This is a genomic window from Pelomonas sp. CA6, from assembly GCF_022549225.1.
GTDB lineage: Bacteria > Pseudomonadota > Gammaproteobacteria > Burkholderiales > Burkholderiaceae_C > Roseateles.
In genome coordinates this window covers 210,500-237,172 of sequence record NZ_JAKZFD010000008.1, presented here as the reverse complement: position 1 = coordinate 237,172, position 26,673 = coordinate 210,500, and the positions used below count along the sequence as shown (strand labels likewise).

General features: G+C 71.0%; 23 protein-coding genes and 1 riboswitch. Of the genes, 12 read left to right on the top strand and 11 right to left on the bottom strand.

The genetic code is table 11. The annotated features are described in order from the left end of the window. Positions 1-75 precede the first annotated feature (75 nt). The 3 genes from LZ017_RS14990 to LZ017_RS14980 form a co-directional block, all read right to left on the bottom strand. Complete coding sequence (locus LZ017_RS14990) at positions 76-1,872, bottom strand: STAS domain-containing protein (RefSeq protein WP_241397679.1); 1,797 nt, start codon at positions 1,870-1,872, stop codon at positions 76-78. A 49-nt stretch (positions 1,873-1,921) separates the two neighbouring features. After that, on the bottom strand, positions 1,922-2,572 hold the full coding sequence (gene dksA / locus LZ017_RS14985; RefSeq protein ID WP_241397678.1) for an RNA polymerase-binding protein DksA: 651 nt from the start codon (positions 2,570-2,572) through the stop codon (positions 1,922-1,924). 136 nt (positions 2,573-2,708) lie between these two features. Continuing rightward, complete coding sequence (locus tag LZ017_RS14980; protein WP_241397677.1) at positions 2,709-3,755, bottom strand: GTP-binding protein; 1,047 nt, start codon at positions 3,753-3,755, stop codon at positions 2,709-2,711. Positions 3,756-3,872: 117 nt separating this feature from the next. Here LZ017_RS14980 and LZ017_RS14975 point away from each other — a divergent pair, with 117 nt between their 5' ends. The 7 genes from LZ017_RS14975 to LZ017_RS14945 all read left to right on the top strand — a co-directional run bounded on the left by LZ017_RS14975 (position 3,873) and on the right by LZ017_RS14945 (position 11,884). Further along, the gene (locus LZ017_RS14975; protein WP_374109931.1) at positions 3,873-4,772 is read left to right on the top strand and encodes an HlyC/CorC family transporter; all 900 of its coding nucleotides are present in this window, start codon (positions 3,873-3,875) and stop codon (positions 4,770-4,772) included. Further along, positions 4,772-6,343, top strand: coding sequence for an apolipoprotein N-acyltransferase (gene lnt, locus LZ017_RS14970; RefSeq protein WP_241397676.1), 1,572 nt, complete (start codon positions 4,772-4,774; stop codon positions 6,341-6,343). Before LZ017_RS14975 ends, lnt begins: the two co-directional genes overlap by 1 nt. Positions 6,344-6,407: 64 nt before the next feature. Further along, entirely contained in the window at positions 6,408-7,364 is a 957-nt protein-coding gene (gene glyQ, locus LZ017_RS14965; protein ID WP_241397738.1) for a glycine--tRNA ligase subunit alpha, read from the top strand. Further along, the gene (gene glyS / locus LZ017_RS14960) at positions 7,361-9,502 is read left to right on the top strand and encodes a glycine--tRNA ligase subunit beta (RefSeq protein ID WP_241397675.1); all 2,142 of its coding nucleotides are present in this window, start codon (positions 7,361-7,363) and stop codon (positions 9,500-9,502) included. Before glyQ ends, glyS begins: the two co-directional genes overlap by 4 nt. Positions 9,503-9,515: 13 nt before the next feature. Continuing rightward, the gene (gmhB, locus tag LZ017_RS14955) at positions 9,516-10,166 is read left to right on the top strand and encodes a D-glycero-beta-D-manno-heptose 1,7-bisphosphate 7-phosphatase (RefSeq protein WP_241397674.1); all 651 of its coding nucleotides are present in this window, start codon (positions 9,516-9,518) and stop codon (positions 10,164-10,166) included. Then, a complete protein-coding gene (locus LZ017_RS14950) occupies positions 10,166-10,960 on the top strand; it encodes a 1-acyl-sn-glycerol-3-phosphate acyltransferase (protein WP_241397673.1) in 795 nt (264 codons plus the stop codon). The genes gmhB and LZ017_RS14950 overlap by 1 nt, the downstream gene beginning before the upstream one ends. A gap of 42 nt (positions 10,961-11,002) precedes the next feature. Next, positions 11,003-11,884: a M48 family metallopeptidase gene (locus LZ017_RS14945; RefSeq protein ID WP_241397672.1), complete on the top strand. Its 882-nt coding sequence runs from the start codon at positions 11,003-11,005 to the stop codon at positions 11,882-11,884. A gap of 227 nt (positions 11,885-12,111) precedes the next feature. Here LZ017_RS14945 and LZ017_RS14940 read toward each other — a convergent pair whose 3' ends face one another. Then, positions 12,112-13,194, bottom strand: a complete 1,083-nt coding sequence (locus tag LZ017_RS14940) for an MBL fold metallo-hydrolase (RefSeq protein WP_241397671.1) — start codon at positions 13,192-13,194, stop codon at positions 12,112-12,114. Between the two features lie 47 nt (positions 13,195-13,241). Between LZ017_RS14940 and LZ017_RS14935 the strand changes: the two genes are divergently transcribed. Together LZ017_RS14935 and LZ017_RS14930 are read left to right on the top strand one after the other, a co-directional pair. Continuing rightward, on the top strand, positions 13,242-13,748 hold the full coding sequence (locus tag LZ017_RS14935; protein ID WP_241397670.1) for a MerR family DNA-binding transcriptional regulator: 507 nt from the start codon (positions 13,242-13,244) through the stop codon (positions 13,746-13,748). Positions 13,749-13,778: 30 nt separating this feature from the next. Continuing rightward, entirely contained in the window at positions 13,779-14,153 is a 375-nt protein-coding gene (locus LZ017_RS14930) for an S-adenosylmethionine decarboxylase family protein (RefSeq protein ID WP_241397669.1), read from the top strand. Positions 14,154-14,205: 52 nt separating this feature from the next. Here the strand turns inward: LZ017_RS14930 and LZ017_RS14925 are convergent, their stop codons facing one another. Further along, complete coding sequence (locus LZ017_RS14925) at positions 14,206-17,340, bottom strand: prolyl oligopeptidase family serine peptidase (RefSeq protein WP_241397668.1); 3,135 nt, start codon at positions 17,338-17,340, stop codon at positions 14,206-14,208. 215 nt (positions 17,341-17,555) lie between these two features. Here LZ017_RS14925 and LZ017_RS14920 point away from each other — a divergent pair, with 215 nt between their 5' ends. Beyond that, on the top strand, positions 17,556-17,879 hold the full coding sequence (locus LZ017_RS14920) for a PspC domain-containing protein (protein ID WP_241397667.1): 324 nt from the start codon (positions 17,556-17,558) through the stop codon (positions 17,877-17,879). A gap of 31 nt (positions 17,880-17,910) precedes the next feature. Here the strand turns inward: LZ017_RS14920 and LZ017_RS14915 are convergent, their stop codons facing one another. Genes LZ017_RS14915 through thiC form a run of 5 tightly spaced genes read right to left on the bottom strand, consistent with a single transcriptional unit; the run spans position 17,911 to position 23,540 of the window. Further along, positions 17,911-19,581 (bottom strand): bifunctional hydroxymethylpyrimidine kinase/phosphomethylpyrimidine kinase, encoded by a 1,671-nt coding sequence (locus tag LZ017_RS14915; RefSeq protein WP_241397666.1) that lies wholly within the window; start codon positions 19,579-19,581, stop codon positions 17,911-17,913. Further along, complete coding sequence (locus tag LZ017_RS14910) at positions 19,581-20,390, bottom strand: thiazole synthase (protein ID WP_241397665.1); 810 nt, start codon at positions 20,388-20,390, stop codon at positions 19,581-19,583. Before LZ017_RS14910 ends, LZ017_RS14915 begins: the two co-directional genes overlap by 1 nt. Before the next feature lie 4 nt (positions 20,391-20,394). Further along, positions 20,395-20,595, bottom strand: coding sequence for a sulfur carrier protein ThiS (gene thiS / locus LZ017_RS14905; RefSeq protein ID WP_241397664.1), 201 nt, complete (start codon positions 20,593-20,595; stop codon positions 20,395-20,397). Further along, the gene (locus LZ017_RS14900; protein ID WP_241397663.1) at positions 20,576-21,634 is read right to left on the bottom strand and encodes an FAD-dependent oxidoreductase; all 1,059 of its coding nucleotides are present in this window, start codon (positions 21,632-21,634) and stop codon (positions 20,576-20,578) included. Before LZ017_RS14900 ends, thiS begins: the two co-directional genes overlap by 20 nt. A gap of 4 nt (positions 21,635-21,638) precedes the next feature. Further along, a complete protein-coding gene (thiC, locus tag LZ017_RS14895; protein ID WP_241397662.1) occupies positions 21,639-23,540 on the bottom strand; it encodes a phosphomethylpyrimidine synthase ThiC in 1,902 nt (633 codons plus the stop codon). Positions 23,541-23,726: 186 nt separating this feature from the next. Continuing rightward, a riboswitch (TPP riboswitch) is annotated at positions 23,727-23,847 on the bottom strand. A 230-nt stretch (positions 23,848-24,077) separates the two neighbouring features. On the opposite strand from thiC, the gene LZ017_RS14890 reads away from it, so the two are divergent. Beyond that, complete coding sequence (locus LZ017_RS14890) at positions 24,078-24,881, top strand: TonB family protein (protein ID WP_241397661.1); 804 nt, start codon at positions 24,078-24,080, stop codon at positions 24,879-24,881. On the opposite strand, the gene LZ017_RS14885 is transcribed toward LZ017_RS14890, so the two are convergent. After that, positions 24,868-25,827 carry a LysR family transcriptional regulator gene (locus LZ017_RS14885; RefSeq protein ID WP_241397660.1) on the bottom strand — a complete coding sequence of 320 codons (960 nt, stop codon included), beginning with the start codon at positions 25,825-25,827 and terminating at the stop codon, positions 24,868-24,870. The two genes, LZ017_RS14890 and LZ017_RS14885, sit on opposite strands and share 14 nt — an antisense overlap. A 137-nt stretch (positions 25,828-25,964) precedes the next feature. Between LZ017_RS14885 and LZ017_RS14880 the strand changes: the two genes are divergently transcribed. Then, positions 25,965-26,597 (top strand): FMN-dependent NADH-azoreductase, encoded by a 633-nt coding sequence (locus LZ017_RS14880; protein ID WP_241397737.1) that lies wholly within the window; start codon positions 25,965-25,967, stop codon positions 26,595-26,597. Positions 26,598-26,673 lie beyond the last annotated feature (76 nt).

The window sequence follows — 26,673 nt, the reverse complement described above, 5'->3', positions numbered from 1 at the left end:
GGGAACCCAGCGCTCCAGGATGCGACCCATGAGCCGAGCGCCGCCGTCCCCATAGTGGACCGCGTCCCTTCGCCCTCAGTTCATCCTGACCTTGATCTTGGCATGCTCATTGATGCCCATCGCGCCGAAGAACAGCGCCACCAGCCGGTGGGCATCGGTGAACTGCACCGCGCGGTTCTCGCTGCGCCGGCTCAGCACCCAGTTCAGCAGGTCGCCGGCCGCGACGAAGTCCAGCCGGATCAGCTTGGCGCAGCTGATGCTGATCAGCGTGGCCGCGCCCAGCTCGCCGTTCATCAGCTTCAGCGTCTCGCCGATGTCGCCGCTGAGCTGGCCGGACAGCTCCAGCTGCACCGCGCTGCTGAGCAGCTCGGTGATGGTGGATTCCATGAAGGTGCTGCCACCGGCTTCGGTCATCGGGCCGATGGTGGCGCCGGAGGCGGTGCCGGCGCTCAGTCCATTGCCGCTGATGCGCAGCCGGCAGACCGGCTTTTCCCAGGACGGCGGCGAGACCTCGTAGGTGACGCAGTAATCGATCGCGACTTCGTCGAACTGGTCGGGCCGGTTCGCCAGGTGCAGGGCCTCCAGGCGCAGCATCCAGTAGGCCGGCGACACCTCGCGCAGGTTCAGCGGCGCCTGCGCCGCAAGCAGCTGCAGGAAATGGTCGCCGGCCAGCCAGCGCAGGTCCAGCGGACGGCCGGCCCAGTCGCGGAACAGCTGGCGCAGCGGCTCGCAGGCCTCCGGCTCGATCTGCTGCAGTGCCTGCCAGTCCAGCACCCAGGGCAGGGGCAGGGTTTCGCAGCGGCCGCGGATCTGGGCCACGGCATCGCGATCCAGGATCTCCGGGCAGGTCCAGGACACGCCTCCGGCCTGGGCCGGGCCGCTGGGCCGGCGCTCCTGGCGCGCGGCCTCGGCCACCCACTTGGGCAGCGAGAACCATTGCGGCGACGAGAGCCCGAACTGCTGGGCATAGTCGGTGGCCAGTTGCTCGAACTGAGCCTGCTGGCCGGTGGCTCGGTAGAGGTCGAACAAGACCAGCCAGGTTTCGGGATGGCCATGGCGGCGGCCCCCAGCGCCGGTCAGTTCGACCAGGCAGCGCTCGCAATGCTGGTAGTCGCCGTTGGCGAAGGCGATCACGGCCTCGTCCAGTTCGGCGTCGTGCACCACCTCGTTGACCTCGACCACGTCCTCGCTGCCCAGCGCCATGTCCAGGCCGCTGAGGGCGGGAATGGGCGCCGACGGCGCGAAGGGCAGGGGACTGAGGTCGGGAATGCGGCTCGCCGGCGCCGCGGACAGCGGCGGCAGCGCGGCGCTGACCACCGCGGAAGCGGGCGCGGGCCGGGTCTCCAGTCGTTCGACTTCGGACGGTGGCGCGAAATCGGTCACGCGGGCCGCGATCGCGTCGGTGGCCGCCATCGTCGTGGCGAAATTCACCGGGCGGGTGCTGGTCTCGAAGAATCCGGGCGGCGGCGCGGCCGTCGTGTTCGCCTGGACCTGGGTGGGGGCGAAGCCTTCGCCCACCATTTGCTGTTCGATCTGGTCGATCTTGGCCTTGACGCCGGCCTCGCCCTGGCGCGCATGGGTTTCGCTGGCGCGGCCCACCGAGGAATCGATGCGCGAGCTGGCATTGCTCAGCGCGGCCAGTTGCTCGGGCGTCAGGCCTTCGCGGCGTATGCGCCGCAGCATGTCGAATTCGCGCTTGCGGACGAAATCGTTGCGGCGCTTGCGCTCCACCATCGCGCGCAACTCGGCCTTCGCGGCGTCGGCCTCCGGGTCGTCATGGCGGGAATTGATCTCCGCCCAGTCCGTGGTCGGGTTGGCGACGAAGCGCGCGACCTTGCGGAAAAAGCTCTCGCCGTCCTTGGGTTCCGTCATGCGCGCTGTGGCCTTCTGGGCTTGCGGGGAGAGCGGTCGGTCAAACCGCTCAGTCGCCGAACATCTTCTGCTTGAGCTCGCGGCGCTGCTGGGCTTCCAGCGACAGCGTCGCGGTCGGCCGGGCGATCAGACGGCCGAGGCCGATCGGCTCGCCGGTCTCGTCGCAGTAGCCGTACTCGCCCGAATCCAGGCGTGCCAGCGACTGCATGATCTTCTTCAGCAGCTTGCGTTCGCGGTCGCGGGTGCGCAGCTCCAGCGCATGCTCTTCCTCGATGGTCGCGCGGTCGGCGGGATCGGGGACGATGGAGGTGTCCTCGCGCAGATGCTCGGTGGTCTCGCCCGCGTTGGAGAGCAGGTCTTCCTTGAGCTGGTTCAGCTTGGTGCGGAAGAACTCGACTTGCTTGTCATTCATGTACTCGCTGTCGGGCATGGCCATCACCTCGGCATCGGTCAGGTCCTTTCCGGGTTTGGTCTTCCAGGCATTGGCGAGTTTGGGATCGGTCTTCACGGCAGTGCGGGGCGTTTCTGTCTCGTTGGTGGTGGCGGAGCGCGTGGCGCTGCGGGCGGTGTCGGTCCGGGGATGGGCGGCGTCGGCCGGCTCGGCAGCCGACGTGCCTGCCGCGCTCCGGTTGCGCGAAGAAGGCTTGCCGGCCGCCTCGCTGGCAGCGGGGGCCGTCTTGGTGGCCGTGGTCTTGCTCATTCGCTCTCCTAGCGGCTTTATACCTGCTTCGCAGCGTCGGACATCGCGGCGCCTTGGGTCCCGGGACGTACCCCGGACTGGCGGGCGCGGCGGATTGTAGCCAGCTTGCCACTTCAGCAAGCTGACGAGTTTGGCACTAAGCCAGACAGCCTTCCAGCCCCTGCAACAAGATGTCCTTGGGCAGGTCGATGCCGATGAACACCATCTTGCTCTGTTTCTTCTCGCCGGGCATCCATTTCGGCCCCAGGTCGGATCCCATCAGCTGGTGCACGCCCTGGAAGATCACCTTCTTGTCGGTGCCCTTCATGAACAGCACGCCCTTGTAGCGCAGCATCTTGGGCCCGTAGACCTGCACGATGGCGCCCAGGAAGTCCTCCAGCTTGGCCGGGTTGAAGGGCTTGTCCGAGCGGAACACGAAGGACTTCACGTCGTCATCGTGGTGATGGTGGTGCGGATGGTCGCAGTGCTCGCCGTGCTCGTGGTCATGGTCGTGCCCATGGTCGTGGTGCTCGTGCGGGTCCGCGTTCAGGAACTCGGGGTCGATCTCCAGCTTGGCGTTGAGGTTGAAGCCACGCAGGTCGAACACGCGCGCGATCTCCACCTCGCCGAAGTGGACGCGCTGCTGCGGCGCGCGCGGGTTCATGTGCTTGAGGCGGTGGCTCAGCGCGTCGACCGCCGCGGCATCCACCAGATCGGTCTTGCTGATGAAGATCTGGTCCGCGAAGCCCACCTGGCGGCGCGCCTCCTGGCGGCTGTCCAGCTGTTCGTCGGCGTGCTTGGCGTCGACCAGGGTCAGGATGGAGTCCAGCAGATAGGTCTCGGCGACCTCGTCGTCCATGAAAAAGGTCTGCGCCACCGGGCCGGGGTCGGCCAGGCCGGTGGTCTCGATGACCACGCGCTCGAAGTCCAGTTCGCCCTTGCGCTTCTTGGCCGCCAGTTCGGCCAGCGTGGTGCGCAGGTCCTCGCGGATGGTGCAGCAGACGCAGCCGTTGGAGAGCTGGATGATCTGTTCCTGGGTGTCGCTGACCAGGATGTCGTTGTCGATGTTCTCCTCGCCGAACTCGTTCTCGATCACGGCGATCTTCTGGCCGTGCGCCTCGGTCAGCACGCGTTTGAGCAGGGTGGTTTTGCCCGAACCGAGGAAGCCGGTCAGGATGGTGGCGGGGATGAGGCCTTGATTCATGGCGGTACGACGAAGCTAGCGAAGAGCCCCAGTAGATGAGGGCGGCTGACTGTCTTTCAAGCGCCCGGCAATGTCAATCGGTTATTCTGGTAGCTTCTCAACGATGGCACGATTGCTGTGTCCGAACCTCAGCCTAGTCGGCCGCCCGCCAAACCGGGCGGGCGCAGCCCCGAAACCCGTGGTCTTCTGGACCGCGTCCTTGAATTCCTGCATCCGGGGCCGGATTCCACCAGTGAGCTGATCGCCACCCTGGCTGAAGCGGAGGAGCGCGAACTGATCGCGCCCGAGTCGCGCCAGATGCTGGAAGGCGTGCTGCGCATGGCCGAACTCAGCGCCGGCGACGTGATGGTGGCCGCGCCACGCATGGACCTGCTGGACATCAACGCCAGCTACGAGGACCTGCTGGCCACCGTGATCTCCACCGCGCATTCGCGCTTCCCCGTCTACGACGGCGAACGCGACAACATCATCGGCATCCTGCTCGCCAAGGACCTGCTCAAGCTGCAGCGCGCGCCGGGCCTGAACCTGCGCACGTTGCTGCGCCCGGCAGTTTTCGTGCCCGAGAGCAAGGGCCTGAACGACCTGCTGCGCGATTTCCGCTCCAACCGCAACCACCTCGCGATCGTGATCGACGAGTTCGGCAATACCGCCGGGCTGCTAACCATCGAGGATGTGCTGGAGGAAATCGTCGGCGAGATCGAGGACGAATTCGACAACGGCGAGGGCGATGCCGGCATCTATACGCTGGCCGACGGCAGCCATCGCGTCGCCGGCGACGCGGCCATCGCGGCGGTCAACCAGGCCTTCGGGCTGGCGCTGCCCCAGGACGAGTTCGACACCATAGGCGGCCTGGTCGCGCAGGAGCACGGCCGCGTGCCGCGCCGCGGCGAGAGCGTCTCGCTGGCCGGCCTGCGCTTTGCCGTGATGCTGACCCGAGGCGGCGCGGTGCGCTGGTTCAAGGTCACGCGCGAGCCGGCCGACGAGCACGCCGACCACGACGGCGACGCCAGCGCCTGATGCGCGGCGCTCTCTCCCTGGGCGCCGGCCCTGAGCCGGGCCTGCCGCGCTGGCTGGCCTCGCCCTGGGCCTTGCTGCTGGCCGGCGTCCTGCACACCGCGTCCTTTTCTCCAAGCCCGGCCTGGTGGCTGCAGCCGCTGGCGCTGGCCTGGTTGTTCGCGGCCGTCTGGCGCGCGCCGGTGCGCGCGGCGGCCGGGCGCGGCTTTGCCTTCGGCCTGGGCTGGCTGGCCTCGGGGCTGTGGTGGCTGTACATCAGCATGCACGACTTCGGCCATATCCCGGCGCCGCTGGCGGCGCTGGCCGTGGGGCTGCTGGCGGCGTTTCTGTCGCTGTACTACGCGCTGGCGCTGGGGCTGGCGGCGCTCCGGCCGGCGCGGGGCGGCTGGCGGGTGCCGCAGCTGGCCGCCGCCTGGCTGGGCGCGGAACTGCTGCGTGCCCAGCTCTTCTCCGGTTTCCCATGGCTGTCCAGCGGCTATGCCCATGCGGCCGGCCCGCTGGCGCGGCTGGCGCCCTGGGTGGGGGTGTACGGCATCGCCTTCGTCGCCGCGCTGCTGGCGGCGGCGCTGGCCTGGGCGCTCGTCGGGGGGCGCGAGCCGCGCCGCCGCGCCGCGCGGGCCGCGGTGCCTCCGCCGGCCGGCCTCGCCGCGCTGCTGGGGGCGCTGGCCCTGGCGCTGTGGCTGCTGCCGCAGGACTTCAGCGAGGACGCCGGCGGGCTGCGCGTCTCGCTGGTCCAGCCCAATGTGCCGCAAGGGCAGAAGTTCGACCGCGCGCTGTGGGACCGCAACCTGGACCTGCTGGCGCGGCAGATCGAATCCGCGCGCGGCGAGCTGGTGATCACGCCGGAATCGGTGGTGCCCATCCCGCTGGCCTACCTCGATACGGACTACCTCGAACGACTGCAGCGCGCGGCGGCGCAACGGCCGCTGCTGCTGGGCAGCTTCGTCGGCGATGAGCAGCAGGGCTATGTCAACTCCATGGTGGCGCTGGGCGCGCAAACGCCCTATGTCTATGGCAAGCGCCACCTGCTGCCCTTTGGTGAGTTCATCCCGCCGGGCTTCGGCTGGTTCGTGCGCATGATGCGCATCCCGATGGACGACCAGGCCCGCGGCCAGCACCAGCGCGCGCTGGCGCTGGGCGGCCAGCGGCTGCGGCCGCTGATCTGCTATGAGGACCTGTTCGGCGAGGACGTGGTCGCCAGCGCGCTGGACCAGGGCGAGGCGGCCGCCACCGTCTTCGTCAACGCCAGCAACCTGGCCTGGTTCGGCCCGCGCATGGTGCAGGACCAGCATCTGCAGTTCTCGCAGATGCGCGCGCTGGAGTTCCAGCGCCCGGTGGTGCGCTCCACCAACACCGGCGCGACCGCGCTGGTGGATCACCGTGGCCAGGTGCTGGCCCGGCTGCCGGTCGAGCAGCAAGGCGTGCTGGAGGTCGAGGTGCGCGGCCGGCGCGGCGAGACGCCTTATGCGCGCTGGCTGTCGCGCCTGCAGCTGTGGCCGCTGTGGGGCCTGGCGCTGCTGGGGCTGGCGTGCGGGCTGTTGCAAGCCCGCAAGAGGGGGCCCTTCCAGGGCTGAGGGTGGGCGGGCGGCCCGTAGAATCGGGCGCTTCCTCAATGTCCGAGGCCAACGCCTGATGCCCATGCTGAGCTTCCAGCAACTGATTCTTCGCCTGCAGGAATACTGGTCCAAGCAAGGCTGCGCCCTGCTGCAGCCCTATGACATGGAGGTCGGTGCCGGCACCAGCCATACCGCCACCTTCCTGCGCGCCCTGGGTCCCGAGCCCTGGAATGCCGCCTATGTCCAGCCCAGCCGCCGCCCCAAGGACGGCCGCTACGGCGAGAACCCCAACCGACTGCAGCACTACTACCAATTCCAGGTGGTGCTCAAGCCCGCGCCGGCCAACATCCTGGAGCTCTACCTGGGCTCGCTGGAGGCGCTGGGCTTCGACCTGAAGAAGAACGACGTGCGCTTCGTCGAGGACGACTGGGAGAACCCCACGCTGGGCTGCTGGGGTCTGGGCTGGGAGGTCTGGCTCAATGGCATGGAAGTGACCCAGTTCACCTACTTCCAGCAGGTCGGCGGCATCGACTGCAAGCCCATCACCGGCGAGATCACCTATGGCCTGGAACGCCTGGCGATGTATCTGCAGGGCAAAGAATCGGTGTACGACCTGGTCTATGTCGAGGGCCGCAACGGCGCGCCCGACATCACCTATGGCGATGTGTTCCACCAGAACGAGGTCGAACAATCGACCTACAACTTCGAGCACAGCGACGTGGAATTCCTGCTCGGCGCCTTCTCCGCGCATGAGAAACAGTCCAAGCACCTGATGGAGCAGCAGCTGGCGCTGCCCGCCTACGAGCAGCTGCTCAAAGCCGCGCACACCTTCAACCTGCTGGACGCGCGTGGCGCGATCAGCGTGACCGAGCGCGCCGCCTATATCGGCCGCATCCGCAACCTGGCGCGCGCGGTGGCGCAAGGCTATGTGGACAGCCGGGCGCGCCTGGGCTTCCCGATGGCGCCCAAGGCCTGGGCGGACGAGGTGCTCGCCCGCATCGAGAAGGACAACGAAAAGAAGAAGGCGGCCCAAGCATGAGTGCCAAGAACCTGCTGGTTGAACTGTTCGTCGAAGAGCTGCCGCCCAAGGCGCTCAAGAAGCTGGGCGAGTCCTTCGCCGCGGTGCTGGCCGACAGCCTGAAGGCGCAAGGCCTGGCCCCCGCCGATGCCGTGGTCACGCCTTTTGCGTCGCCGCGCCGCCTGGCGGTGCACCTCAGCGCCGTGGCGGCCAAGGCGGCCGACCGCGCGCTGCAGCAGAAGCTGATGCCGGTGGCCGTGGCGCTGGACGCCGCCGGCCAGCCCACGCCCGCGCTGCTGAAGAAGCTGGCCGCGGTGGGCGCCGACGCCTCCGCCGTGGCGCAGCTCAAGCGCGCGATGGATGGCAAGGCCGAGGCGCTGTTCCTGGACTCCGTGGTCCCCGGCGCGACGCTGGCGCAAGGCCTGCAAAAGGCCTTGGACGAGACCCTGGCCAAGCTGCCCATTCCCAAGGTGATGAGCTACCAGCTGGCCGACGGCTGGACCGACGTGAAGTTCGTCCGCCCCGCGCACCGCCTGGTCGCGCTGCATGGCGCCGACGTGGTGCCGGTGACCGCGCTGGGCCTGGAGGCCGGCCGCACGACGCTGGGCCATCGCTTCGAGGCCAGGTCCGCGACCATTGAGCTGACCGATGCCGACGCCTATGCGACGCAGCTGCGCGAGCAGGGCGCGGTGATCGCGTCCTTCGACGAGCGCCGCGCCGAGATCCAGCGTCAGCTGCAGGCCGCGGCCGCGCCGCTGGGGCTGCAGCCCATCGACGCACCGGAGCTGCTGGACGAGGTGACCGCGCTGGTCGAGCAGCCCCAGGTGCTGAGCTGCCAGTTCGAGCCCGAGTTCCTGGCCGTGCCGCAGGAGTGCCTGATCCTGACGATGAAGGCCAACCAGAAGTACTTCCCGCTGCTGGACGCGCAGGGCAAGCTGACGCACCGCTTCCTGGTGGTCAGCAACATCCGCCCGGCCGATGCCAGCGCGGTGATCCAGGGCAACGAGCGCGTTGTGCGCCCGCGCCTGGCCGACGCCAAGTTCTTCTTCGACCAGGACCGCAAGAAGACCCTGGCCGAGCGCGTGCCAGGTCTTGCCAAGGTGGTCTACCACGGCAAGCTGGGCACCCAGGGCGAGCGCACCGAGCGCGTGCGCGCCATCGCCCATGCCATCGTCAATCTGCTGCGCATGGCCACCGTGCCCTACACGGTGGACGCCAAGGACGAGTTCGAGGTGCTGGACAGCAAGGTGCAGCAGGCCGCGCTGCTGGCCAAGGCCGACCTGCTGACCGACATGGTGGGCGAATTCCCCGAGCTGCAAGGCATCATGGGCGCTTATTACGCCCGCCATGAGGGCCTGCGCGACGGCGTCGCGATCGCCATCGAGGACCACTACAAGCCCCGCTTCGCCGGCGACGCGCTGCCGCGCAACCACACCGGCACCGTGGTCGCGCTGGCCGACAAGCTGGAGACCCTGGTCGGCCTGTTCGGCATCGGCCAGCTGCCCACCGGCGACAAGGACCCCTTCGCGCTGCGCCGCCATGCGCTGGGTGTGATCCGCATCCTGGTCGAAAAGAACCTGCCGCTGGACCTGCCGGCGCTGATCCAGGCCGCGCTGCCGGCTTTCGGCGAGCTGATCACGGATCCGGGCGAGGCCCTGCTCACCTTCTTCGCCGACCGCCTGGCGGTCAGCCTGCGCGACCAGGGCTACAGCGCGCAGGAGGTCGACGCGGTGCTGGGCCTGAACCCGGTGCGCCTGGGCGATGTGCCGCGCCGGCTGGAGGCCGTGCGCTCCTTCGCCGCGCTGCCCGAGGCCGCGTCGCTGGCCGCGGCGAACAAGCGTGTGGCCAACATCCTGAAGAAGATCGAGGGCACGCTGCCCACCGCCATTGACGCCGCGCTGCTGAAGGAGCCGGCCGAGCAGGCGCTGGCCGCCGCGATCGAGCAGGTGCAGCCACAGGCCGATGCGCTGTTCGAGCAACACGACTACGCCGGCTCGCTGAAGGCGCTGGCGCAGCTGAAGGCGCCGGTCGACGCCTTCTTCGATGGCGTGATGGTCAATGCCGACGACGCCGCGCTGCGCGCCAACCGCCAGGCGCTGCTGAACCGGTTGCATGCGGCGATGAACCGCGTCGCCGACCTGGCCCGCCTGGCCGCCTGAGGTCGCTGACGCCATGCCCGCGCGTTCCGACCACAGCCATGGCATGAAGCTGGTCATTCTTGGCCGCGACGGCACGCTCAACCGCTACCGCGACGACCATGTGAAGTCGCCGGAGGAGCTGGAGCCGCTGCCCGGGGCGCTGGAGGCCGTCGCCCGGCTCAACCATGCCGGCTGGCACACGGTGATGGCCACCAACCAGCCCGGCATCGGCCGCGGCCTGCTGGACATGGCCGGCCTGAACGCGGTGCACCTGCGCCTGAACCAGCTGCTGGCCGAGAAGGGCGGGCGCCTGGACGCCGCCTTCTTCTGCCCCCATGCGCCCGAGGAAAACTGCAGCTGCCGCAAGCCGCTGCCCGGGCTGATCGAACAGATCGGCGAGCGCTTCGGTGTCGAACTGGCCCAGGTGCACATGGTGGGCGCCAGCGTGAAGGACCTGCAGACCGCGCAGGCCGCCGGCTGCATCCCCCACCTGCTGCGCAGCGAGCGGCTGGGCACGGTGGACGAGGCGCAGCTGCAGGCCGCCATCGCCCAGGTTCCCGGGGCCCGGCTGCATGCCGACCTGGCCGCCTTCGCCGAACATGTGATCCAGCTGGACCGCCGCGCGCGCGCCGACGCGCGCGGCACCGCCTTGCCCCCCGATACCGGTCCCGGAGACCTGGCCTGATGTTGTTTGCCGCGCTGCGTTCCGCCGTCTACGTCGTCTTTCTTACCGTCACCGTGATTCCCTGGGGCACGGCCGTGGTGCTGGCCTCGCTCTTCCTCGACGCGACGCGGCTGTACTGGATGTGCGTGGGCTGGTTGCGCCTGGCGATCTGGGGCGCGCGCGCGATCTGCGGCGTGCACTGGCGCGTGCAGGGCATGGAGCACCTGCCCACGCGCGAGGACCATCGTTCCGCGGTGATTCTGCTGTCCAAGCACCAGAGCACCTGGGAGACCTTCGCCTTCCCGACGCTGATGAGCCACCCGCTGGCCTATGTGTTCAAGCGCGAGCTGATCTACATCCCCTTCTTCGGCTGGGCCATGGCGCGGCTGGACATGGTGCACATCGACCGGCGCAAGCGCTCCGAGGCCTGGAACCTGGTCGCCGCGCAGGGCAAGCGCCTGGCCCGCCAGGGCAACTGGGTGATCATGTTCCCCGAGGGCACCCGGGTCGCGCGCGGCAGCCAGGGCGACTACAAGACCGGGGGCACCCGGCTCGCGGTCGCCACCGGCCAGCCGGTCGTGCCCATTGCCGTCAGTTCGGCGCGCTGCTGGCCGCGCAAGAGCTTTCTGCTGCGGCCCGGCACGATCGACGTCTCCATCGGCCGGCCCATCCCCAGCACCGGGCGCGACGCGGCCGGGCTGATGCGCGAGGTCGAGTCCTGGATCGAGGCCGAGATGCGCCGCCTGGACCCGGAGGCCTATCCGGCCGGCGCGGCCCCGGCGCCGCGCGCGGCGCCGGCTCCCGCGCCTCTGTGAAACCAGCCCGGCGCTGGGGCCGCTTGATTACACTGCGGCCCCATGCTCACCCCCAAGCTGCGAGGGCTGGCCGGACTGTTCAGGAAGGCCCAGCTGTCGTTGTTCGACCCTGAACCGGCCCCCGAGCCGACCCCGGCGCCCGCGCGGCCGCCGTCGCCATCCTGCCCGGGCCGCCAGGTGCTGCTGCAGGGACAGGCGGTGGGCTACGAGCTGCGCCGCGCGCGCCGCCGCTCCATCGGCTTTACCGTCAGCGAGCAGGGCTTGCGCGTGTCGGCGCCCAAATGGGTCAGCATCGCCGAGATCGACCGCGCGCTGCAGCAAAAGGGCGACTGGATCCTGCGCAAGCTGCACGAGCAGCGCGAGCGTGCGCGCCGCAGCGAGGCGCTGAACATCGCCTGGGGCGACGGCTGCAGCCTGCCCTATCTGGGGGAGCCGCTGATCGTGGTGCTGGACCCCAAGCTGGCGCCGGGCGGCGCCCGGCTGGACGATGGCGAGAGCCATGTCCAGGCCACCCTGGACAGCGTGGCGCGGCGCACGCTCTATCTCGGCCTGAGCCAGCAAGCCGGGCCCGAGCAGATCCGCGAGGCCGTGCTCCTGTGGCTGCAGGCGCGCGCGCGCGCGCTGTTCGAGGCACGGTGCCGGCATTTCGCGCCGCAGCTGGGCGTGGTGATGGCGGGGCTGCGCCTGTCGTCGGCGCAGACGCGCTGGGGCAGCGCCAGCGCGAAGGGCATGATCCGCCTCAACTGGCGCCTGATCCACTTCCCGCCCGGGCTGATCGACTACGTGGTGGCGCACGAACTGGCCCATCTGCGCGAGATGAACCACAGCCCGCGCTTCTGGGCCGTGGTGCAGTCGGTCTATCCCGACTACGAGTCGGCCCGCGAGCGCCTGCGCCATGCGGTGCTGCCCCATCTGGGCCCCTGATCCGCCGCCCATGGGCACACCCCCTTTGGGGGGATTTGTCGCGCATGCCTCCTAGGAGGACACTTGACGCCGCACGCTGTCATCACAAAGCAGTAGCGCCCCCGACTCAAGCAGTTTTTTGGAGTTCGGCCGCCCGGCATGGCCCGTGGCCCAGCCCAGCGACCGGGCCTCTGCGATACAAGGCACAAACCCGCCGTCCCGGTACCGGGCGGCGGGATTTGTCTTCTTCAGGCCGTCTGCACCGCCGAGAAGCGGTAGATGCCATCGGCCGCGCGCTCGCGCACCAGCCGCCCCCCCAGCCACAGCGCATTCAGATGCGCCACCGCCTCGCCCATCGCGAAGGTGGTCTGGTGCAGATCCAGCGGGCGCTTGAACATCAGCGCCAGCAGCTCGGCCGCATGGCAGGGCTTGGCACGGCAGGCCTGCAGCACCTCGTCCAGGCGCTCGTCGTGGTGCTCGCGCAGCTGCGCCAGCCGCGCCTGCAGGCCGCGGAAGGGCTTGCCGTGCGAGGGCAGCACCAGGGTCTGCTCGGGAAGCTCCGCGAGGCGCTGCAGCGAATCCAGGTAGAGCGTCAGCGGATCGGCCTCGGGCTCCACGTCCACCACCGAGACATTGGTCGAGATCCGCGGCAGCAGCATGTCACCGGAGATCAGCAGGCCCAGGCTCTCGCTGAACAGGCTGATGTGCTCCGGCGCGTGGCCGTAGCCGACGATGCAGTGCCAGTCGTGCGCGCCGATGCGCAGGCGCTGACCGTCCATCAGGCGGCGGTAGCTCGCCGGTATCGCCGGCACCATGCCGGGGTAGTAGCTGGCGCGGGCGCGGATCTTGGCCTGCGAGTCCGGGTCGGTCAGTCCGTGGCTAGCGAAGAAGTCCGCGGCCGCCTCGCCGCCCATGCCCACGGTGGACGAGGACGCGACGCGCGCCAGGTTGTAGTCGGTCGCGCTCATCCAGAGCCGGCAGGCCTGTTCCGGCGTGCTCCAGCGCTGGGTCAGCCAGTGCGCCAGTCCCATGTGGTCGGGATGGAAGTGGGTGACGACGACGCGCAGCACCGGCAGCCCGTCCAGCTGGGTCGCGAACACCTGCTCCCAGGCCGCTTGCGTGGCCTCGCTGTGGATGCCGCAGTCCACCACCGTCCAGCCCTCGCGCCCGTCCAGGCGGTCACGCAGCAGCCACAGGTTGATGTGGTCCAACGCGAAGGGCAGCCCCATGCGCACCCAGTGCACGCCGGGCTGCAGCTCCAGCGCCTGCCCCACGGCCGGCAGCGTGTCGCCCAAGGGGTAGTTCAATTCCGATTCACGAGCATTGGCCATGGCTTTAGACTTACGTTTACGTTAACGTCACTGTCCTCAGTGTAGCCATGAGCCCCGATTCCGACGCCTCCCTCGCCGCCAAGTCCCTGCCGGACACCGCCCTGCAGGCTCAGGAGGCCGGCCCGGACGAAGCGCTGGCGGACGCGGAGCCGCAGGGCGGCGGCCGGCTGTACACCATCACCGAGCTGGCGGCGGAATTCGACATCACGCCGCGCGCGATCCGTTTCTACGAGGACATGGGGCTGCTGACCCCGGCGCGCGCCGGCCGCAACCGCGTCTATACCTACCGCGACCGCACCCGGCTGAAGCTGACCCTGCGCGGCAAGCGCCTGGGCCTGGCGCTGCAGGAGATCAAGCAGCTGGTCGACATGTACGACACGCACTCCGACACCGTGCCCCAGCTCAAGGCTTTTCTGGAAGTGCTGGCCCAGCACCGTCGCCAGCTGCAGCAGCAGCTGGATGACATCCAGGTGACCCTGGCCGAGATCGCGCAGCACGAGGAGCGCTGCCATGCGCTGCTCGCGGAGGCGCAGGGGCAGGCGGCACCGCGCTGAGGCGCGGGTACCGCGCCTACACTGCCGCGCATGCAGGGTCTACACCTCACCGCCGACCTGGCCGGCTGCCGGGCCATCGAGCTGCTCACGGATTCTTTGGCGCTGGCGCGCCGTTGCCGCGAACATACCGAGGCGGCCGGGCTGCGCGTGGTCGGCGAGCACTGGCATCGCTTTCCCGACCTGGCCCCGGGCCAGCCCGGGGGCATGACCGGCATGCTGCTGCTGGCCGAATCGCATGTGGCGCTGCACACCTGGCCGGAGCTGGCCGGCGTGACGCTGGACGTCTATGTCTGCAACTACGGCGAGGACAACTCGGCGAAGGCACGCGTGCTGATGACCGCGCTGGTGGCGATGTTCGGCGCGCAGCGCGTCCACGAGCAGGCGCTGCAGCGGCGCCGGCCCTGACACGGCTTCGTTTTCTGGAGAAACGGGCGGCCACTGGCCGCCCGTCCCGCCTTTACTTCTGAGGCTGCGGCCGGAACAGCGGCATCACATCGCGCCGGCCACGTTCCAGATAGGGCACGGGCTGGTCCATCCACGCCGGGCGCGGGCTGCCCAGCAGGTAGTGGTCGAAGAACTCCGCCATGTGCACGGTGAAGTGCTTGATGTTGTCGCGGTCGCGCAGCCCGTGCTTCTCGCCGTTGTAGTTGAACCAGTAGGCTTCCTTGCCCAGGCGGCGCAGCGCCGTGAACATCTCGATGCCCTGATACCAGGGCACGGCGTCGTCCTCGTCGTTGTGCACGGTGAGGTAGGGCGTGCGCACCTTGTCGATGTGGAAGAGGGGCGAGTTCTGCAGATAGAGGTCGGGCCGCTGCCAGGGCGTGGTGCCCATGCGGCTCTGGCCGTGCTCGTACTGGAAGGCGCGCGACAGGCCGGTGCCCCAGCGGATGCCGCCATAGCCGCTGGTCATGTTGGCCATGGAGGCGCCCGCCTCGGCGGCGGCGAACAGGTCGGTCTGCGTGATCAGGTAGTTGATCTGGTAGGCGCCCCAGCTGTGGCCCTGGATGCCCACGCGCTTGGGATCGACGAAGCCCTTGGCGATCAGCTGGCGCACCGCCGGCACGACAGCCTCCAGCGCGCTGCGGCCGGGGTGGCCGGTGGTGTATTCCAGGTCGGGACGCAGCACCAGATAGCCGTTGCTGACGTAGCGCGTGACGTTGATGTTCTGGCCGGGCGCCGGCGCGACGAAGCGATAGCGGTTGTCCGTCATCTTCTCGTAGATGTACACCATCAGCGGGTACTTCTTGGCCGGGTCGAAGTCCTCGGGCTTGGCCAGCAGCGCACGCAGGGTCTTGCCGGCCGCGGTCTTGTAGCTGATCAGTTCCTGCGTGCCCCAGCGCAGCGCGGCCTGCTGCGGGTTGGCGGCGCTGAGCTGCTGCGGCGCCGACAGCTGCAGCGTGTCGGTCCACAGGTCGGGGAACTCGGTGAAGCTCTGCTGCGTGAAGACCACGCGGTCGGCGTTCTTGGCCTTGATCAGTCCGCCGATCATCTTGGGCGCGAGGATCAGCTTCTGCGGCTGGCCGCCGCCCGCGGCGACGCGGAAATAGCCGCTGTCGCGCTGCACCTCGTGCACCGCGCTGAGCATCAGCGTGTCGGCGGGCAGCGGCTTGGCGTCGGCGTCCTCGGGGTCCAGCGGCACGTGGCGCAGCTGCAGCTGGTGCTGGCGGCCATAGCCCTGCGTGAGGTTGCGGGCGCTGCCGTCCTGGGGCCGCACGGCCCAGAGGTCGAACTGGTCGTAGAGCACGACGGCGTCGTCGTCCGCGGTCCAGCCGGCCACGCCATAGGGCGCGGGCAGGTCCGGCACATCGCGCTCGATGTTGTCGAAGCGCGCCTTGATCGAACCCGTCAGGTCCAGGCGGCGCGCGCCGTCGGTGCTCCAGGCCAGCCAGCGGAGCGCCTGCGCGTCGAATCCCAGCACATAGCGGCCGCCCGGCGAGAGCCGCGGCGTGTGACGCAGCTTCTTGGCCAGCAGCCGGCTCTGGCCGGTCTGCAGGTCCAGCGCGTAGGCGTCCATGTACACGCCTTCCCAGGACATGAGCTGGCGGTACGGCAGTTCGCTGAGCCCCAGCGCGCTGCCGGCGTTCTCGTTGACGACCACATGCGGAATCTCCGGCGTCGCCAGCTGCACGAAGCGCGCGGCCTCGCCGTCCAGGTGGACGACGGCGCGGTAGCTGCGCTGCTTCTCACGCTCGGCCTTGACCTTCTGCACCGACTGCAGCTCGGGGTCTTTCCAGTGCCAGAGGTCCACCTTCAGCGGCTCGGGCGCGTCCTTGGGCTCGGCGGCGGGCAGCTTGGCCGTGCCCAGGAAGAGGCGCCGGCCGTCCTTGCTGAAATTCAGCGCCGCGTGCTCGCTGGGGCCCCAGCCCTCGGGCAGGCCCGGCTGGCCGGCGGCGACCAGGGACCGCGCCTGCGCCTCGCCCTGGCGCCACAAATAGAGCTTGAAGGGCGTGGGCTCGGGCTTGGCGTCGGCCTTGTCCTGCGCCTTCTCGGTGGGCTTGCCGGCGGCCTTCTCGGTGGCCCGTTCCGCTGCCTTCTCGGCCAGATGGTCGCGGTTGCTCACGAAGGCCAGCTGGCGGCCTTCGCGGTCGAAGCGCAGCTGGCGGTAGTGGCCGGCGCCGGTCAACAGCGCCTGCACCGCGCCGCCCGCGGGGGCCAGCAGGTAGACGCCCTCGCGGGCGTTCGTTTCGTCGCCGCGCGCGGGCGGCGAGGCCGCGCCTTCCTTGGCCTCCTTGCCGCTGTCCTTGCTGCCGTCCTTGGCGCTGTCCTTCGCGTCCTTCAGCGCCACCACATAGGCCAGGCGCTGTCCGTCTCGGGCCCACTGGAACTCGGCCACGTCCTTGATGGACTGGCGCAGGCCGGAGGCCAGGTCCACCAGCACCAGCTCGCTGCCGGGCTGCTTCTTGCCCGCGGCGGCGCCTTCGGCCGACGAGCCCGGGAACAGCCCGGCCTGGGTGCCGGGAGGCGGAGCCTCCTGGTCCTCCAGCGCGGGCTCGAACGTGTCCGCCTTCGCGGCTTCCGCCTTGGCGCCGGCAGCACCGCCGCGTGCCGCGGGCGGCTCCAGCAGAAGGGCCAGATGGCCGCTGCCTTCCTCGGCCCACGCAAAGCGCTTCACGCGCGCCAGCTGTTCCACCTTGCCGGTGGCGAGCTCCATCCAGCCGGCGCCGGGCTTGGGCGCGTCGTCGCCCTTCTTCTTGTCCTTCTTGGCCTTGTCCAGCTCGGCGCGCGTGGGCTGGACCGCGAAGGCCACATGGCGGCCGTCGGGGCTGAACTGCGGGGCCGTGCCGCGCGGCACGCGCCATTCCTGACCGTCGGCGAGGCGGCGCAGCACCAGCTCGCCATCGGCCTCTTGCGCCACCAGCGCATAGGCCAGCCACTGGCCGTCGCGGCTCAGCTGGGTGCCCTGGATGCTGCGCCATTCGGCGTAGACATCGTGGGTGATGGGCTTCTTCGCGCTCAGCACGGCCGCGGCCGCGGCCAGCGGCGTGGCCGCTTGCGGCGGCGTGGGCGTGGCGGCGAAGGCCGGGGCGTGAAGGGCGAGATGGGTGGCGATCAGGGCGCCCGCGAGACGGGGCAGGGAAACCGGGACGGACATGGACGGGACTCAGGGAAAGGAGGCCGACGTTATAGCAAGAGCGCGGCCTGCCCGTCCTCGGGCGCTTCCCCCGGTTTGTGCGCGTGCCGACCGCGCCTGTTCCCTTGCGGCGCTCGTCCATCCCACCGTCCTTGCGGCCGGTCGCAAGAAGCCCCGCGTCGCCCGCGCGGCTGGGCTAGGCTGCGCCCCATGGATCGATTCGAGAAGGAGTCCTCATGAGCGACAGCGAAGAACTCAACCGCCTGGCCGACCTGCACCAGCGCGGTGTCCTCAGCGACGAGGAGTTCGCCCAGGCCAAGGCCCGGGTGTTGAATGGCACCAGCGGCGGCCGCAGTGGCGGTGGCGATGCCGGTTCGGTGCTGAACTCGCTGCGTCGCAGCCGCGACGACCGCTGGGTGGGCGGGGTCTGCGGCGGCCTGGCGCAGATCACCGGCATGGCGTCCTGGTTCTGGCGTTTGGCTTTCACGCTGCTGGTGCTGTGCGCCGGCACCGGCGTGCTGCTCTACCTGCTGCTGTGGATCTTCCTGCCGGAGGACTGACGCCGCCGGTGCATCGAGGCCCCCGCGCTGCTCAACCCTGAGGAGGCGCGGATTCCGCCAGCGCCAGGCCGCGCACCAGGCATACCGCCGCGGCGCCGCTGCGGCGCACCGCGGCCAGCCGCGCGGCGTCGGTGACGCCGCCGATGGCGACCACCGGTCGCCCGGCCATGCGCACCCACCAGCGCAGCTGGGCCAGGCCCTGGGGCAGCCAGGGCATGTCCTTGGTCTGGGTGGGCCAGATGGGGCCGCAGGCGATCAGCGCTGGCGCCAGCGCGCGGGCGCGCGCCAGCTCCCACAGGCTGTGGCTGGAGAGGCCCAGGCGCAGCCGGCCCTCGGCCTGCAGGGCGAGCAGTTCTTCCTGCGCCGCCGGGCCCAGCCGGGCCCAGTCTTCCTGGCCCAGATGCAGCGCCTCCGCGCCGGCCCGCAGCGCCAGTTCCCAGTGGTCGTTGATCCACAGCTGCACGCCCTGGCCGCGGCAGCCCTGCACCGCGGCGGCGATCGCGTCCTGCAGGCGCCGCCGGTCATGGGCCTCGTCCGCGCCGCCCTTGATGCGCAGCTGCAGGTGGGCGAAGCGCCCGCCGCGGGCCAGCCGGGCCAACTGGGCCGGATCGGCGCTGATGCCGTACAGCGCGCCGGCCTGCGTCGGCGGTGCCGCCGGTTGCCGCAGCACCGAGGCCCAGCGCGCCAGTGTGGCGGCCGAGGGCCGGGCGTCCAGCGCGCTCCCCAGCACCGGCATGGCCGCCGGGTCGTCGATGAAGCCCGCCCGCGGACGCAAAGGCCCGGGCCCCGCGCCCGCCGCGTGGCCATCGCGCAGCCCGCACCAGGCCAGCATCTTGGCCAGGATCACCGCGTCCGCCAGCGCGAAGCCGCGCGCCAGCGCCGCGGCGGCGGCCGTTGCGAAGGTGCAGCCGCTGCCATGCTGGTGCAGCCCCTCGGCGCGCAGGCGCGGCAGCGCCAGCCAGCCTTCCACGGCGGGGGCCGCCGGCGCCTGCCCGCTGGGCTCCGCGCCACGGCCGCTGAGCCAGTCCAGCGCCAGGCGGTCCGCGCCGGGCGTCTGCAGATCGTCGCCGCCGGTGATGCAGACCGCGCGGGCGCCCAGCGCGCGCAGGCGTTCGGCCAGCGCCGGCACGGACAGCGCGCCGGGCGCGACGCCGCACAGCCGCTCGGCCTCGCGCCGGTTGGGCGTGAGCAGGTCGCAGCGCGGCAGCAGCAGCTCGCGGTAGGCCTGCAGCAGGGCCGCGTCGGCGAAGGCGGCGCCGCCGGCGCTGGCGCCCAGCACCGGGTCGACCACCAGGGCCACGGGCGCGGCCGGCGCGCGCTGGCGCAGCCGCTCCAGCACCGCGACCAACGCCCGCACCGCCTCCACCGAGCCCAGCAGGCCGGTCTTGATCGCGCGCGGGGTCAGGTCTTGCTCCAGCGCCGCGAACTGGGCCGACAGCAGCTCCGCGGGCTGCGCGTGCACCGAGCGCACGCCGCAGGAGTTCTGCGCCGTGACCGCCGCGACCACCGGGCACAGGTGCACGCCCAGCAGCGGTGCGGCGCGGGTGTCGGCGCTGAGGCCGGCGCCGCCGCCGCTGTCGGTGCCGGCGACCGACCAGATCACCGGCGGCGCCGGGTCGGCCTGCCAATCCGGCAGCGTTTCGGCGTCCGGATCCGGCGTCTCGGCCCAGGGATGGGGCAGGCTGGGGTGGGGGCGTCGCATCACGCGTCTCCAGGCTCGCCCAGCAGCAGCGCATGGCCGCCGACCGGCGTGCTGGGCACGGCGAAGTCCTGCGGCGCCATCAGCCCGGCCCGGTAGGCCTGGCGGCCGGCGCGCACGGCGTCGCGGAAGGCGGCGGCCATGCGCACCGGATCGCGCGCCTGGGCGACCGCGCTGTTGAGCAGCACCGCGTCGAAGCCCAGCTCCAGCGCCTGCGCCGCCTGCGAGGGCGCGCCCAGGCCGGCGTCGACCACCAGCACCGCGTCGGGCAGGCGCTCGCGCAGGCTGCGCAGCCCGTGCAGATTCAGCAGGCCCTGGCCCGAGCCGATGGGCGCACCCCAGGGCATCAGCAGCGCGCAGCCGGCGTCCTCGAGCAGGCGGCGGCCCAGCACCAGGTCCTCGGTGCAGTAGGGGAAAACGGTGAAGCCTTCGCGCACCAGGGTGCGCGCCGCGGCGAGCAGCTCCAGCGGGTCGGGCTGCAGCGTATGCTCGTCGCCGATCACCTCGAGCTTGATCCAGTGCGTGCCGTAGAGCTCGCGGGCCATCTGCGCCAGCGCCACCGCCTCGGCCGCGCTGTGGCAGCCGGCGGTGTTGGGCAGCAGGCGCGCGCCCTGCGCGCGCGCGCAGGCCAGCGCCTGGGCGACGAAGCCGTTGTCGCCTGCCTGCAGCGTGCGCTTGAGCCCCACGGTGATCAGCCGCGTGTCGGCGGCCTGGATGGCTTGCTGCAGCACGGTCGGGCTCTCGTAGCCGGCGGTGCCGAGGAAGAAGCGGCTGTCCAGGTCGACGCCGTCAATGCGCAGAACGTCCTGCATGGGCTCATCCTCCGACGATGGGCTGGAACAGCAGCACCTGGTCGCCGTCCTCAAGCACGGTGCCAGGTCTTGCGTCGCGGGCGACGAAGCGCCCGTTCAGCGCCGTGGCGACGCTGTCGGGCGCGCGCTGCAGCTGCGCGAGCAGCTGCGCGAGGGTGCAGCCCTCGTCCACGGACAGGGGCTGGTCATCGAGTCGGATCTGCATGGTGGGGGTCTTCCAGGGTGGCGAGGCCGGACTGGCGCAGCAGCTGATCGACCAGGGCTGGCGCGAGCAGCCAGCCGTGGCGGTACAGGCCGTTCAGGCGCAGCAGGCCGGGTTCGGCATGGGCATGGGGCAGGTTGTCGGGCAGCGCGGGGCGCAGATTGCGGTCCAGGCGCAGGATGCGCGCCTCGGCGAGCGCGGGCAGCAGGCTGTGCGCCGCGCTCATCAGCTCCACCGCGCTCTTCAGGCTGGCTTCGCTGCGGTCCTCGCTCTCGATCTCGGTGGCGCCGACGATGAGGCGGCGCTCGTCGCGGGGCACGAGGTAGACGCGGTGGCGCGGGTGCAGCAGGCGCAGCGGACGCCGCAGGCCGTGGCTGGGCAGGTCCAGCCAGACGGTCTCGCCGCGCACGCCGCGCAGCGGCAGCTGGGGGCGGCCGCCCAGCCCGCGCGTGTCCACCGCCCAGTCGGCCTCCAGGCCGCGGCCGTCGCGCAGGCGCAGCCGGCCGGGGCCGACCTCGAGCACCTCCTGGCCCCACAGCCAGCGCGCCGCGCCGCTGTCGCGGTGCAGTGCGGCCAGGGTCGCGACGGTGTCGATCAGGCCTTCGCCGGGCAACTGCCAGGCGAGCAGGCCGCGGTGGGCGGCCAGTGCCGGCTCGAGCGCCGAGAGCGCCTCGCGCGCCAGCGGCTGCGCGCCGGGCATGCGGGCCAACGCGCGCTGCGCGGCGCCACGGTCGCCCGGGTGGGCCAGCAGCAGGCTGCCCAGCGCGGCAAAGCGTGGCGCCGCGCTGAGGCGATCGACGATGCGCGGCCACAGCGCGAGCGAGCGCCAGCCCAGTCGCGCCACGGCTTCGCCGCCGCACTCCTGCTCGGCCAGCGGGCTGAGCATGCCGGCGGCGCTGAAGGCGGCGGCGCCGTGGCCGTCGAAAGCGGGTTCGGGGCCGGGCGCCGGATCGGCGAGCAGCACCTCATGGCCGGCGCGCAGCAGCGCCCAGGCCATCAGGCGGCCGGCCAGTCCGGCGCCGGCGATGGCGATGCGGGCCATGCGCTTACCGCGCCTCGGACGGGGCGGGCTGTATCGGTACGTAGAGCTGGGCCCCGGACGCGCGGAACTCCGCGCTCTTGTCCGCCATGCCCTGCTGCGCCGCGTAGGCATGCACCTCCTGCGTGATCTTCATCGAGCAGAACTTGGGCCCGCACATGGAGCAGAAGTGGGCGACTTTGGCGCTGTCCTTGGGCAGGGTCTCGTCGTGGAAGGCGCGCGCGGTCTCCGGGTCCAGCCCCAGGTTGAACTGGTCTTCCCAGCGGAACTCGAAGCGCGCCTTGGACAGCGCGTCGTCGCGCGCCCGCGCACCGGGGTGGCCCTTGGCCAGGTCGGCGGCGTGGGCGGCGATCTTGTAGGCCATCAGGCCCTGGCGCACGTCCTCGCGGTCGGGCAGGCCCAGGTGCTCCTTGGGCGTGACGTAGCACAGCATCGCGCAGCCGAACCAGCCGATCATCGCCGCGCCGATGCCCGAGGTGATGTGGTCGTAGCCGGGCGCGATGTCGGTGGTCAGCGGGCCCAGCGTGTAGAAGGGCGCCTCGTCGCAGTGCTTCAGCTGCTCGGTCATGTTGGCTTGGATCATGTGCATGGGCACATGGCCGGGGCCTTCGATCATGGTCTGCACGTCGTGCTTCCATGCGATCCGGGTCAGCTCGCCCAGCGTGCGCAGCTCGGCGAACTGGGCCTCGTCGTTGGCGTCGGCCAGCGAGCCGGGGCGCAGGCCGTCGCCCAGCGAGAAGCTGACGTCGTAGGCCTTCATGATTTCGCAGATCTCTTCGAAGTGCGTGTAGAGGAAGTTCTCGCGATGGTGGGCGATGCACCACTTGGCGAGGATGGAGCCGCCGCGCGAGACGATGCCCGTGCGCCGCCGCACCGTCATCGGGATGAAGGGCAGGCGCACGCCGGCATGGATGGTGAAGTAGTCCACGCCCTGTTCGGCCTGCTCGATCAGGGTGTCGCGGAAGAGCTCCCAGCTCAGCTCCTCGGCCACGCCGCCGACCTTTTCCAGCGCCTGGTAGATGGGCACCGTGCCGATGGGCACGGGGCTGTTGCGCAGGATCCAGTCGCGCGTGGTGTGGATGTTGCGGCCGGTGGAGAGGTCCATCACCGTGTCCGCGCCCCAGCGCGTGGCCCAGACCAGTTTCTCCACCTCTTCCTCGATGGAGGAGGTGACGGCCGAGTTGCCGATGTTGGCGTTGACCTTCACGAGGAAGTTGCGCCCGATGATCATCGGCTCCAGCTCGGGATGATTGATGTTGGCCGGGATGATGGCGCGGCCGCGCGCGATCTCGTCGCGCACGAACTCGGGCGTGATCTGCGCCGGGATCTGCGCCCCCAGGCCCTGGCCGGCGAGGCGCTGCTCGCGTTCGGCGTCCCGCTGGTATTCGGCCATCCAGGCGCGCCGGCCGTTCTCGCGGATCGCCACGTATTCCATCTCGGCGGTGACGAGGCCGCGGCGGGCGTAGTGCAGCTGCGTCACGTTGGCGCCGGCGCGGGCGCGGCGCGGCGTGCGCTGCAGGGCCTCGCTCTGGGCGCGCAGCTGCGCCTGCTGCGCGGCCTCGCGCAGCCCATCGTCCTGCAGCTGGACGGCGCGGCCGGGGTAGCTTTCGGTATCGCCGCGAGCCGCCAGCCAGTCGGCGCGTGGCGTGGGCAGGCCGCGCCGCACGTCGATCTGCGCCCGTGGGTCGGTGTAGGGGCCGGAGCTGTCGTAGACGCCGATGCACTCGCCGTTGCTGAGCTGGATCTCGCGCAGCGGCACGCGCAGCTGCGCGTGCAGCCGGCCGGGCTCGTAGGTCTTGCGCGAGGCGGGCAGCGGCTGGCGGCTGGCCCGCAGGCGCTCGGCGAGCGACTCGGGCGTGGGGGCCGTCGGGGTGGCGGGGGTCGGGTCTTGCGCGGCGTCGGTGCTCATCAGGGTCTCCGGTTGGGCTCCGGAGGCCTGGGCCTGATGCGGCGCTGGGCACAAGAGGGGCTGCGGCCGCGTCCCGGGAGACGCGAGGGCGGCTTTCTGGCGGATGGGCCCGGGTGCGGGGGTCTGGCGTGCCGCGCGCGATGGCAGGCAGGCGATGGACCCTGGAACACCAGGGCCCGCTCCCGGAAAGTCGGGGCAGGCTCTTCTTACGCCGGTACGAACCGGATCAAGTTCAGCGGGTCCATGGCTTCCACCACGTCTCAGCCCGATGCGCATGGCGCATGTCAGGGCTCCCCGGAGCAAGCGCGCAGTATAGGCTTGCCCCCGTCAAAGCGTGAAATCCTGTGCGCCTGCCGCATCCGCCCCGCGCGATTCAGTGCAAACCCCAGGGCTTTGTCATCCAGGCGACTTCCTACACTGCGCGCGGCGCTGATGGCCCGACAGACAACGAAGATGCATCAGGTGCGGCCCGCCGCGAGGCCGCGGGACCTGGGCGGCCCGGCGTTTCCTTGTGAGAGAGGAGAGAGGGTGGATCCGATGAATCGCAGTGCTTCCGTGCTGCTGGCGACGCTGTTGCTGGCCGCTGTCTGCGCCCCGGCCCGGGCTCAGGCGCTGGGCGACCTGGAGAGCAAGACCAAGCTCAACGAGAGCGAGCGCGCCAAACGCGACGCCGACAAGGTCTTCCAGTGGATCAAGTTCCACGCCGAGCGTGGCGACGCGAGCAAGGCACGGGCGGACAGCCACAAGGCCGATGCCAAGGCCGATGCCAAAGCGGACGCCAAGCCCGAGCCCAAGGCCGAGGGCCGTGCGGTGGCGCGGCCGGCGCGTGGCAACGAGTCCGACGAGCTCGCCGCGCGCGAGGCGCGCGCCCGCGCGCTGGCGCATCAGCAGTCGCGCCCGGCCTCGGCGCCCGAGCCCGCCCAGGCCGTCGCCGCCAGGGACACGGCGCCGGCGCCGGCCATGGCGCCGGCCGGCACCACGCCCGCGCCGGGCGCGCAGCCCGAGCCGCGCGCGCTGGCGCTCGCCAGCCCCAGCGCCGCCCCGCCCACGGTGCCGGTGGCGGTCGCGCGCCAGGCCGAGCCCGAGGAGGAGGTGCCGCTCGCGCTGATCAAGAAGGTGGACCCCGACTATCCGCGCCAGCTGCTCGCGTCGCAGCGCACCGGCACGGTGACGCTGCGCTTCACCGTGCTGCCGGACGGCAGCGTGCAGGACCCGGAGGCGCTGAAGAGCCCGCACCGGCGCCTCAGCGCCGCGGCGATCGACGCGGTGAAGCAGTGGCGCTTCGCGCCCATCGGCAAGCCGCGCCAGGTCAGCGTGGACGTGGGCTTCATGGTGGAGTGAGCGCCGCCGCGGCGGGCTCGTACAGCGCCGCGTTGTCGTGCGGCCGCAGCGCCTCGCTCATCGCCTCCAGGAAGAGCCGGGTGCGCAGCGGCATCAGGCGCCGCTCGGGAAACACGGCCCAGCAGGACGCCGGTTCGGCGCACCAGTCCGGCAGCACGCGCAGCAGCTCGCCGCGCGCGACAAAGGGGGCGGCATAGGACTGGCCCACCGAGGTGATGCCCAGCCCCTGGCAGGCCAGCTTCAGCAGCATGTCGGGGGAGTTGATCAAACAGCGCCGCTCGGGCACGCCCGCCCAGGCGGCGAGCGTGCCGTCGTCCTGCTCGCGGCGCAGGCGCCAGGGCATGGGTTCGCCGCTGCGGCTCAGGATGGTCAGCCCGTGCATGCTCAGCAGGGCCTCGGGCAGCTGCGGTTCGCCGTGGCGCGCCAGGTAGGCCGGGGCGGCATAGAGCGCATTGCTGAACACCGCCAGCCGACGCGCCGCCAGCTGGCTGTCCGGCGGCAGCTCGCCCATGCGCACCGCGAGGTCGAAGCCTTCGGCGATCAGGTCCACGCGCCGCGGTGACAGGTCCAGCTCCAGCTGCACCTCCGGATAGTCGGCGACGAAGCGGGCGAGCATCTCGGCCAGCATCTGGTTGGCGAAGTCGGCGGGCATGGACACGCGCAGCCGCCCGGTGGGCCGCTGCTGGCGGTGCAGCGCCAGTGCCAGTGCGCCGTCGACCTCGCCGGCCAGCACGCGCGCATGCTCCAGCACGCCCTGGCCAAACTCGGTCAGCGCCAGGCGCCGCGTGCTGCGCAGCAGCAGCTTTTCGCCCAGGCGCTGCTCCAGCGCCGCGATGCGACGCGACACGGTGGACTTGGGCAGCTGCAGCCGCTGCGCCGCGCGGCTGAAGCTGCCCGCCTCCATCACACGGGCAAAGACCAGCAGGTCGTCGGCGTCCAGGCTCATGGTGGGCGTTGGGTGAGGGTGGGGGATTGTTCCTCGGGTGGAACAATCTTATCCATTCCGGCGGCTTCTCCGATCGAATGATGCTTCCTAAAGTTCAGTCATCGAATCCCTCCTCCCCACTGAACCGATTGGAGCCCCTGATGAACATCCTGCAAATCAATTCCAGCGCCCGCCGCCTGCAAGAAGGCCAGGGTTCGTTTTCCACGCTGCTGGCCAATGAGCTGGTGGACGCGCTGACGCAGCGTGCCCCGGGCGTGGTGCAGCGCGTGGTGCACGACCTGGCCGCCCAGCCGCTGCCGGTGATGGACGAATTCGCGCTGGGCGCGCTCTTCACCCCCGCCGAGCAGCGCGATGCGCAGCAGGCCGCCTGGGTGGCGCGCTCCGACGCGCTGGTGGCCGAGCTGATGGCGGCCGACGTGGTAGTGCTGGGCGCGCCCATGATCAACTTCGGCGTCAGCGCGCAGCTGAAGAACTGGATCGACGCGGTGGCGCGCGCCGGCGTGACCTTCCGCTACACCGCCGAGGGCCCCGAGGGCCTGGTGAAGGGCAAGAAGGTCTATGTCGTGACCGCGCGCGGCGGCGTGCACCGCGACCAACCCACCGACAATGTCGTGCCCTATCTGCGCACCGCGCTGGGTTTCCTGGGCATGGACGACATCGAGGTGGTCTATGCCGAGGGCCTGAACATGGGGCCGGAGGCCCAGGCGCAGGGCCTGGCGGCGGCGCGCGAGCGGATCGCCGCGCTGGCCGGCGAGGCGGTCACGGCCTGAGGTGGGGGGGGCCACGCGCCCCAGTCTTGAATCGCGGGTGTCGCGCACCCGCCCATGAAGCGCGGGCCTGGCCCCC

What these genes read in the sequence shown, in the direction of transcription:
- LZ017_RS14990 (WP_241397679.1), bottom strand. Translation starts at nt 1,872, where the DNA reads ATGACGGAACCCAAGGACGGCGAGAGCTTTTTCCGCAAGGTCGCGCGC.
- dksA (WP_241397678.1), bottom strand. Translation starts at nt 2,572, where the DNA reads ATGAGCAAGACCACGGCCACCAAGACGGCCCCCGCTGCCAGCGAGGCG.
- LZ017_RS14980 (WP_241397677.1), bottom strand. Translation starts at nt 3,755, where the DNA reads ATGAATCAAGGCCTCATCCCCGCCACCATCCTGACCGGCTTCCTCGGT.
- lnt (WP_241397676.1), top strand. Translation starts at nt 4,772, where the DNA reads ATGCGCGGCGCTCTCTCCCTGGGCGCCGGCCCTGAGCCGGGCCTGCCG.
- glyQ (WP_241397738.1), top strand. Translation starts at nt 6,408, where the DNA reads ATGCTGAGCTTCCAGCAACTGATTCTTCGCCTGCAGGAATACTGGTCC.
- glyS (WP_241397675.1), top strand. Translation starts at nt 7,361, where the DNA reads ATGAGTGCCAAGAACCTGCTGGTTGAACTGTTCGTCGAAGAGCTGCCG.
- gmhB (WP_241397674.1), top strand. Translation starts at nt 9,516, where the DNA reads ATGCCCGCGCGTTCCGACCACAGCCATGGCATGAAGCTGGTCATTCTT.
- LZ017_RS14950 (WP_241397673.1), top strand. Translation starts at nt 10,166, where the DNA reads ATGTTGTTTGCCGCGCTGCGTTCCGCCGTCTACGTCGTCTTTCTTACC.
- LZ017_RS14945 (WP_241397672.1), top strand. Translation starts at nt 11,003, where the DNA reads ATGCTCACCCCCAAGCTGCGAGGGCTGGCCGGACTGTTCAGGAAGGCC.
- LZ017_RS14940 (WP_241397671.1), bottom strand. Translation starts at nt 13,194, where the DNA reads ATGGCCAATGCTCGTGAATCGGAATTGAACTACCCCTTGGGCGACACG.
- LZ017_RS14935 (WP_241397670.1), top strand. Translation starts at nt 13,242, where the DNA reads ATGAGCCCCGATTCCGACGCCTCCCTCGCCGCCAAGTCCCTGCCGGAC.
- LZ017_RS14930 (WP_241397669.1), top strand. Translation starts at nt 13,779, where the DNA reads ATGCAGGGTCTACACCTCACCGCCGACCTGGCCGGCTGCCGGGCCATC.
- LZ017_RS14925 (WP_241397668.1), bottom strand. Translation starts at nt 17,340, where the DNA reads ATGTCCGTCCCGGTTTCCCTGCCCCGTCTCGCGGGCGCCCTGATCGCC.
- LZ017_RS14920 (WP_241397667.1), top strand. Translation starts at nt 17,556, where the DNA reads ATGAGCGACAGCGAAGAACTCAACCGCCTGGCCGACCTGCACCAGCGC.
- LZ017_RS14915 (WP_241397666.1), bottom strand. Translation starts at nt 19,581, where the DNA reads ATGCGACGCCCCCACCCCAGCCTGCCCCATCCCTGGGCCGAGACGCCG.
- LZ017_RS14910 (WP_241397665.1), bottom strand. Translation starts at nt 20,390, where the DNA reads ATGCAGGACGTTCTGCGCATTGACGGCGTCGACCTGGACAGCCGCTTC.
- thiS (WP_241397664.1), bottom strand. Translation starts at nt 20,595, where the DNA reads ATGCAGATCCGACTCGATGACCAGCCCCTGTCCGTGGACGAGGGCTGC.
- LZ017_RS14900 (WP_241397663.1), bottom strand. Translation starts at nt 21,634, where the DNA reads ATGGCCCGCATCGCCATCGCCGGCGCCGGACTGGCCGGCCGCCTGATG.
- thiC (WP_241397662.1), bottom strand. Translation starts at nt 23,540, where the DNA reads ATGAGCACCGACGCCGCGCAAGACCCGACCCCCGCCACCCCGACGGCC.
- LZ017_RS14890 (WP_241397661.1), top strand. Translation starts at nt 24,078, where the DNA reads ATGAATCGCAGTGCTTCCGTGCTGCTGGCGACGCTGTTGCTGGCCGCT.
- LZ017_RS14885 (WP_241397660.1), bottom strand. Translation starts at nt 25,827, where the DNA reads ATGAGCCTGGACGCCGACGACCTGCTGGTCTTTGCCCGTGTGATGGAG.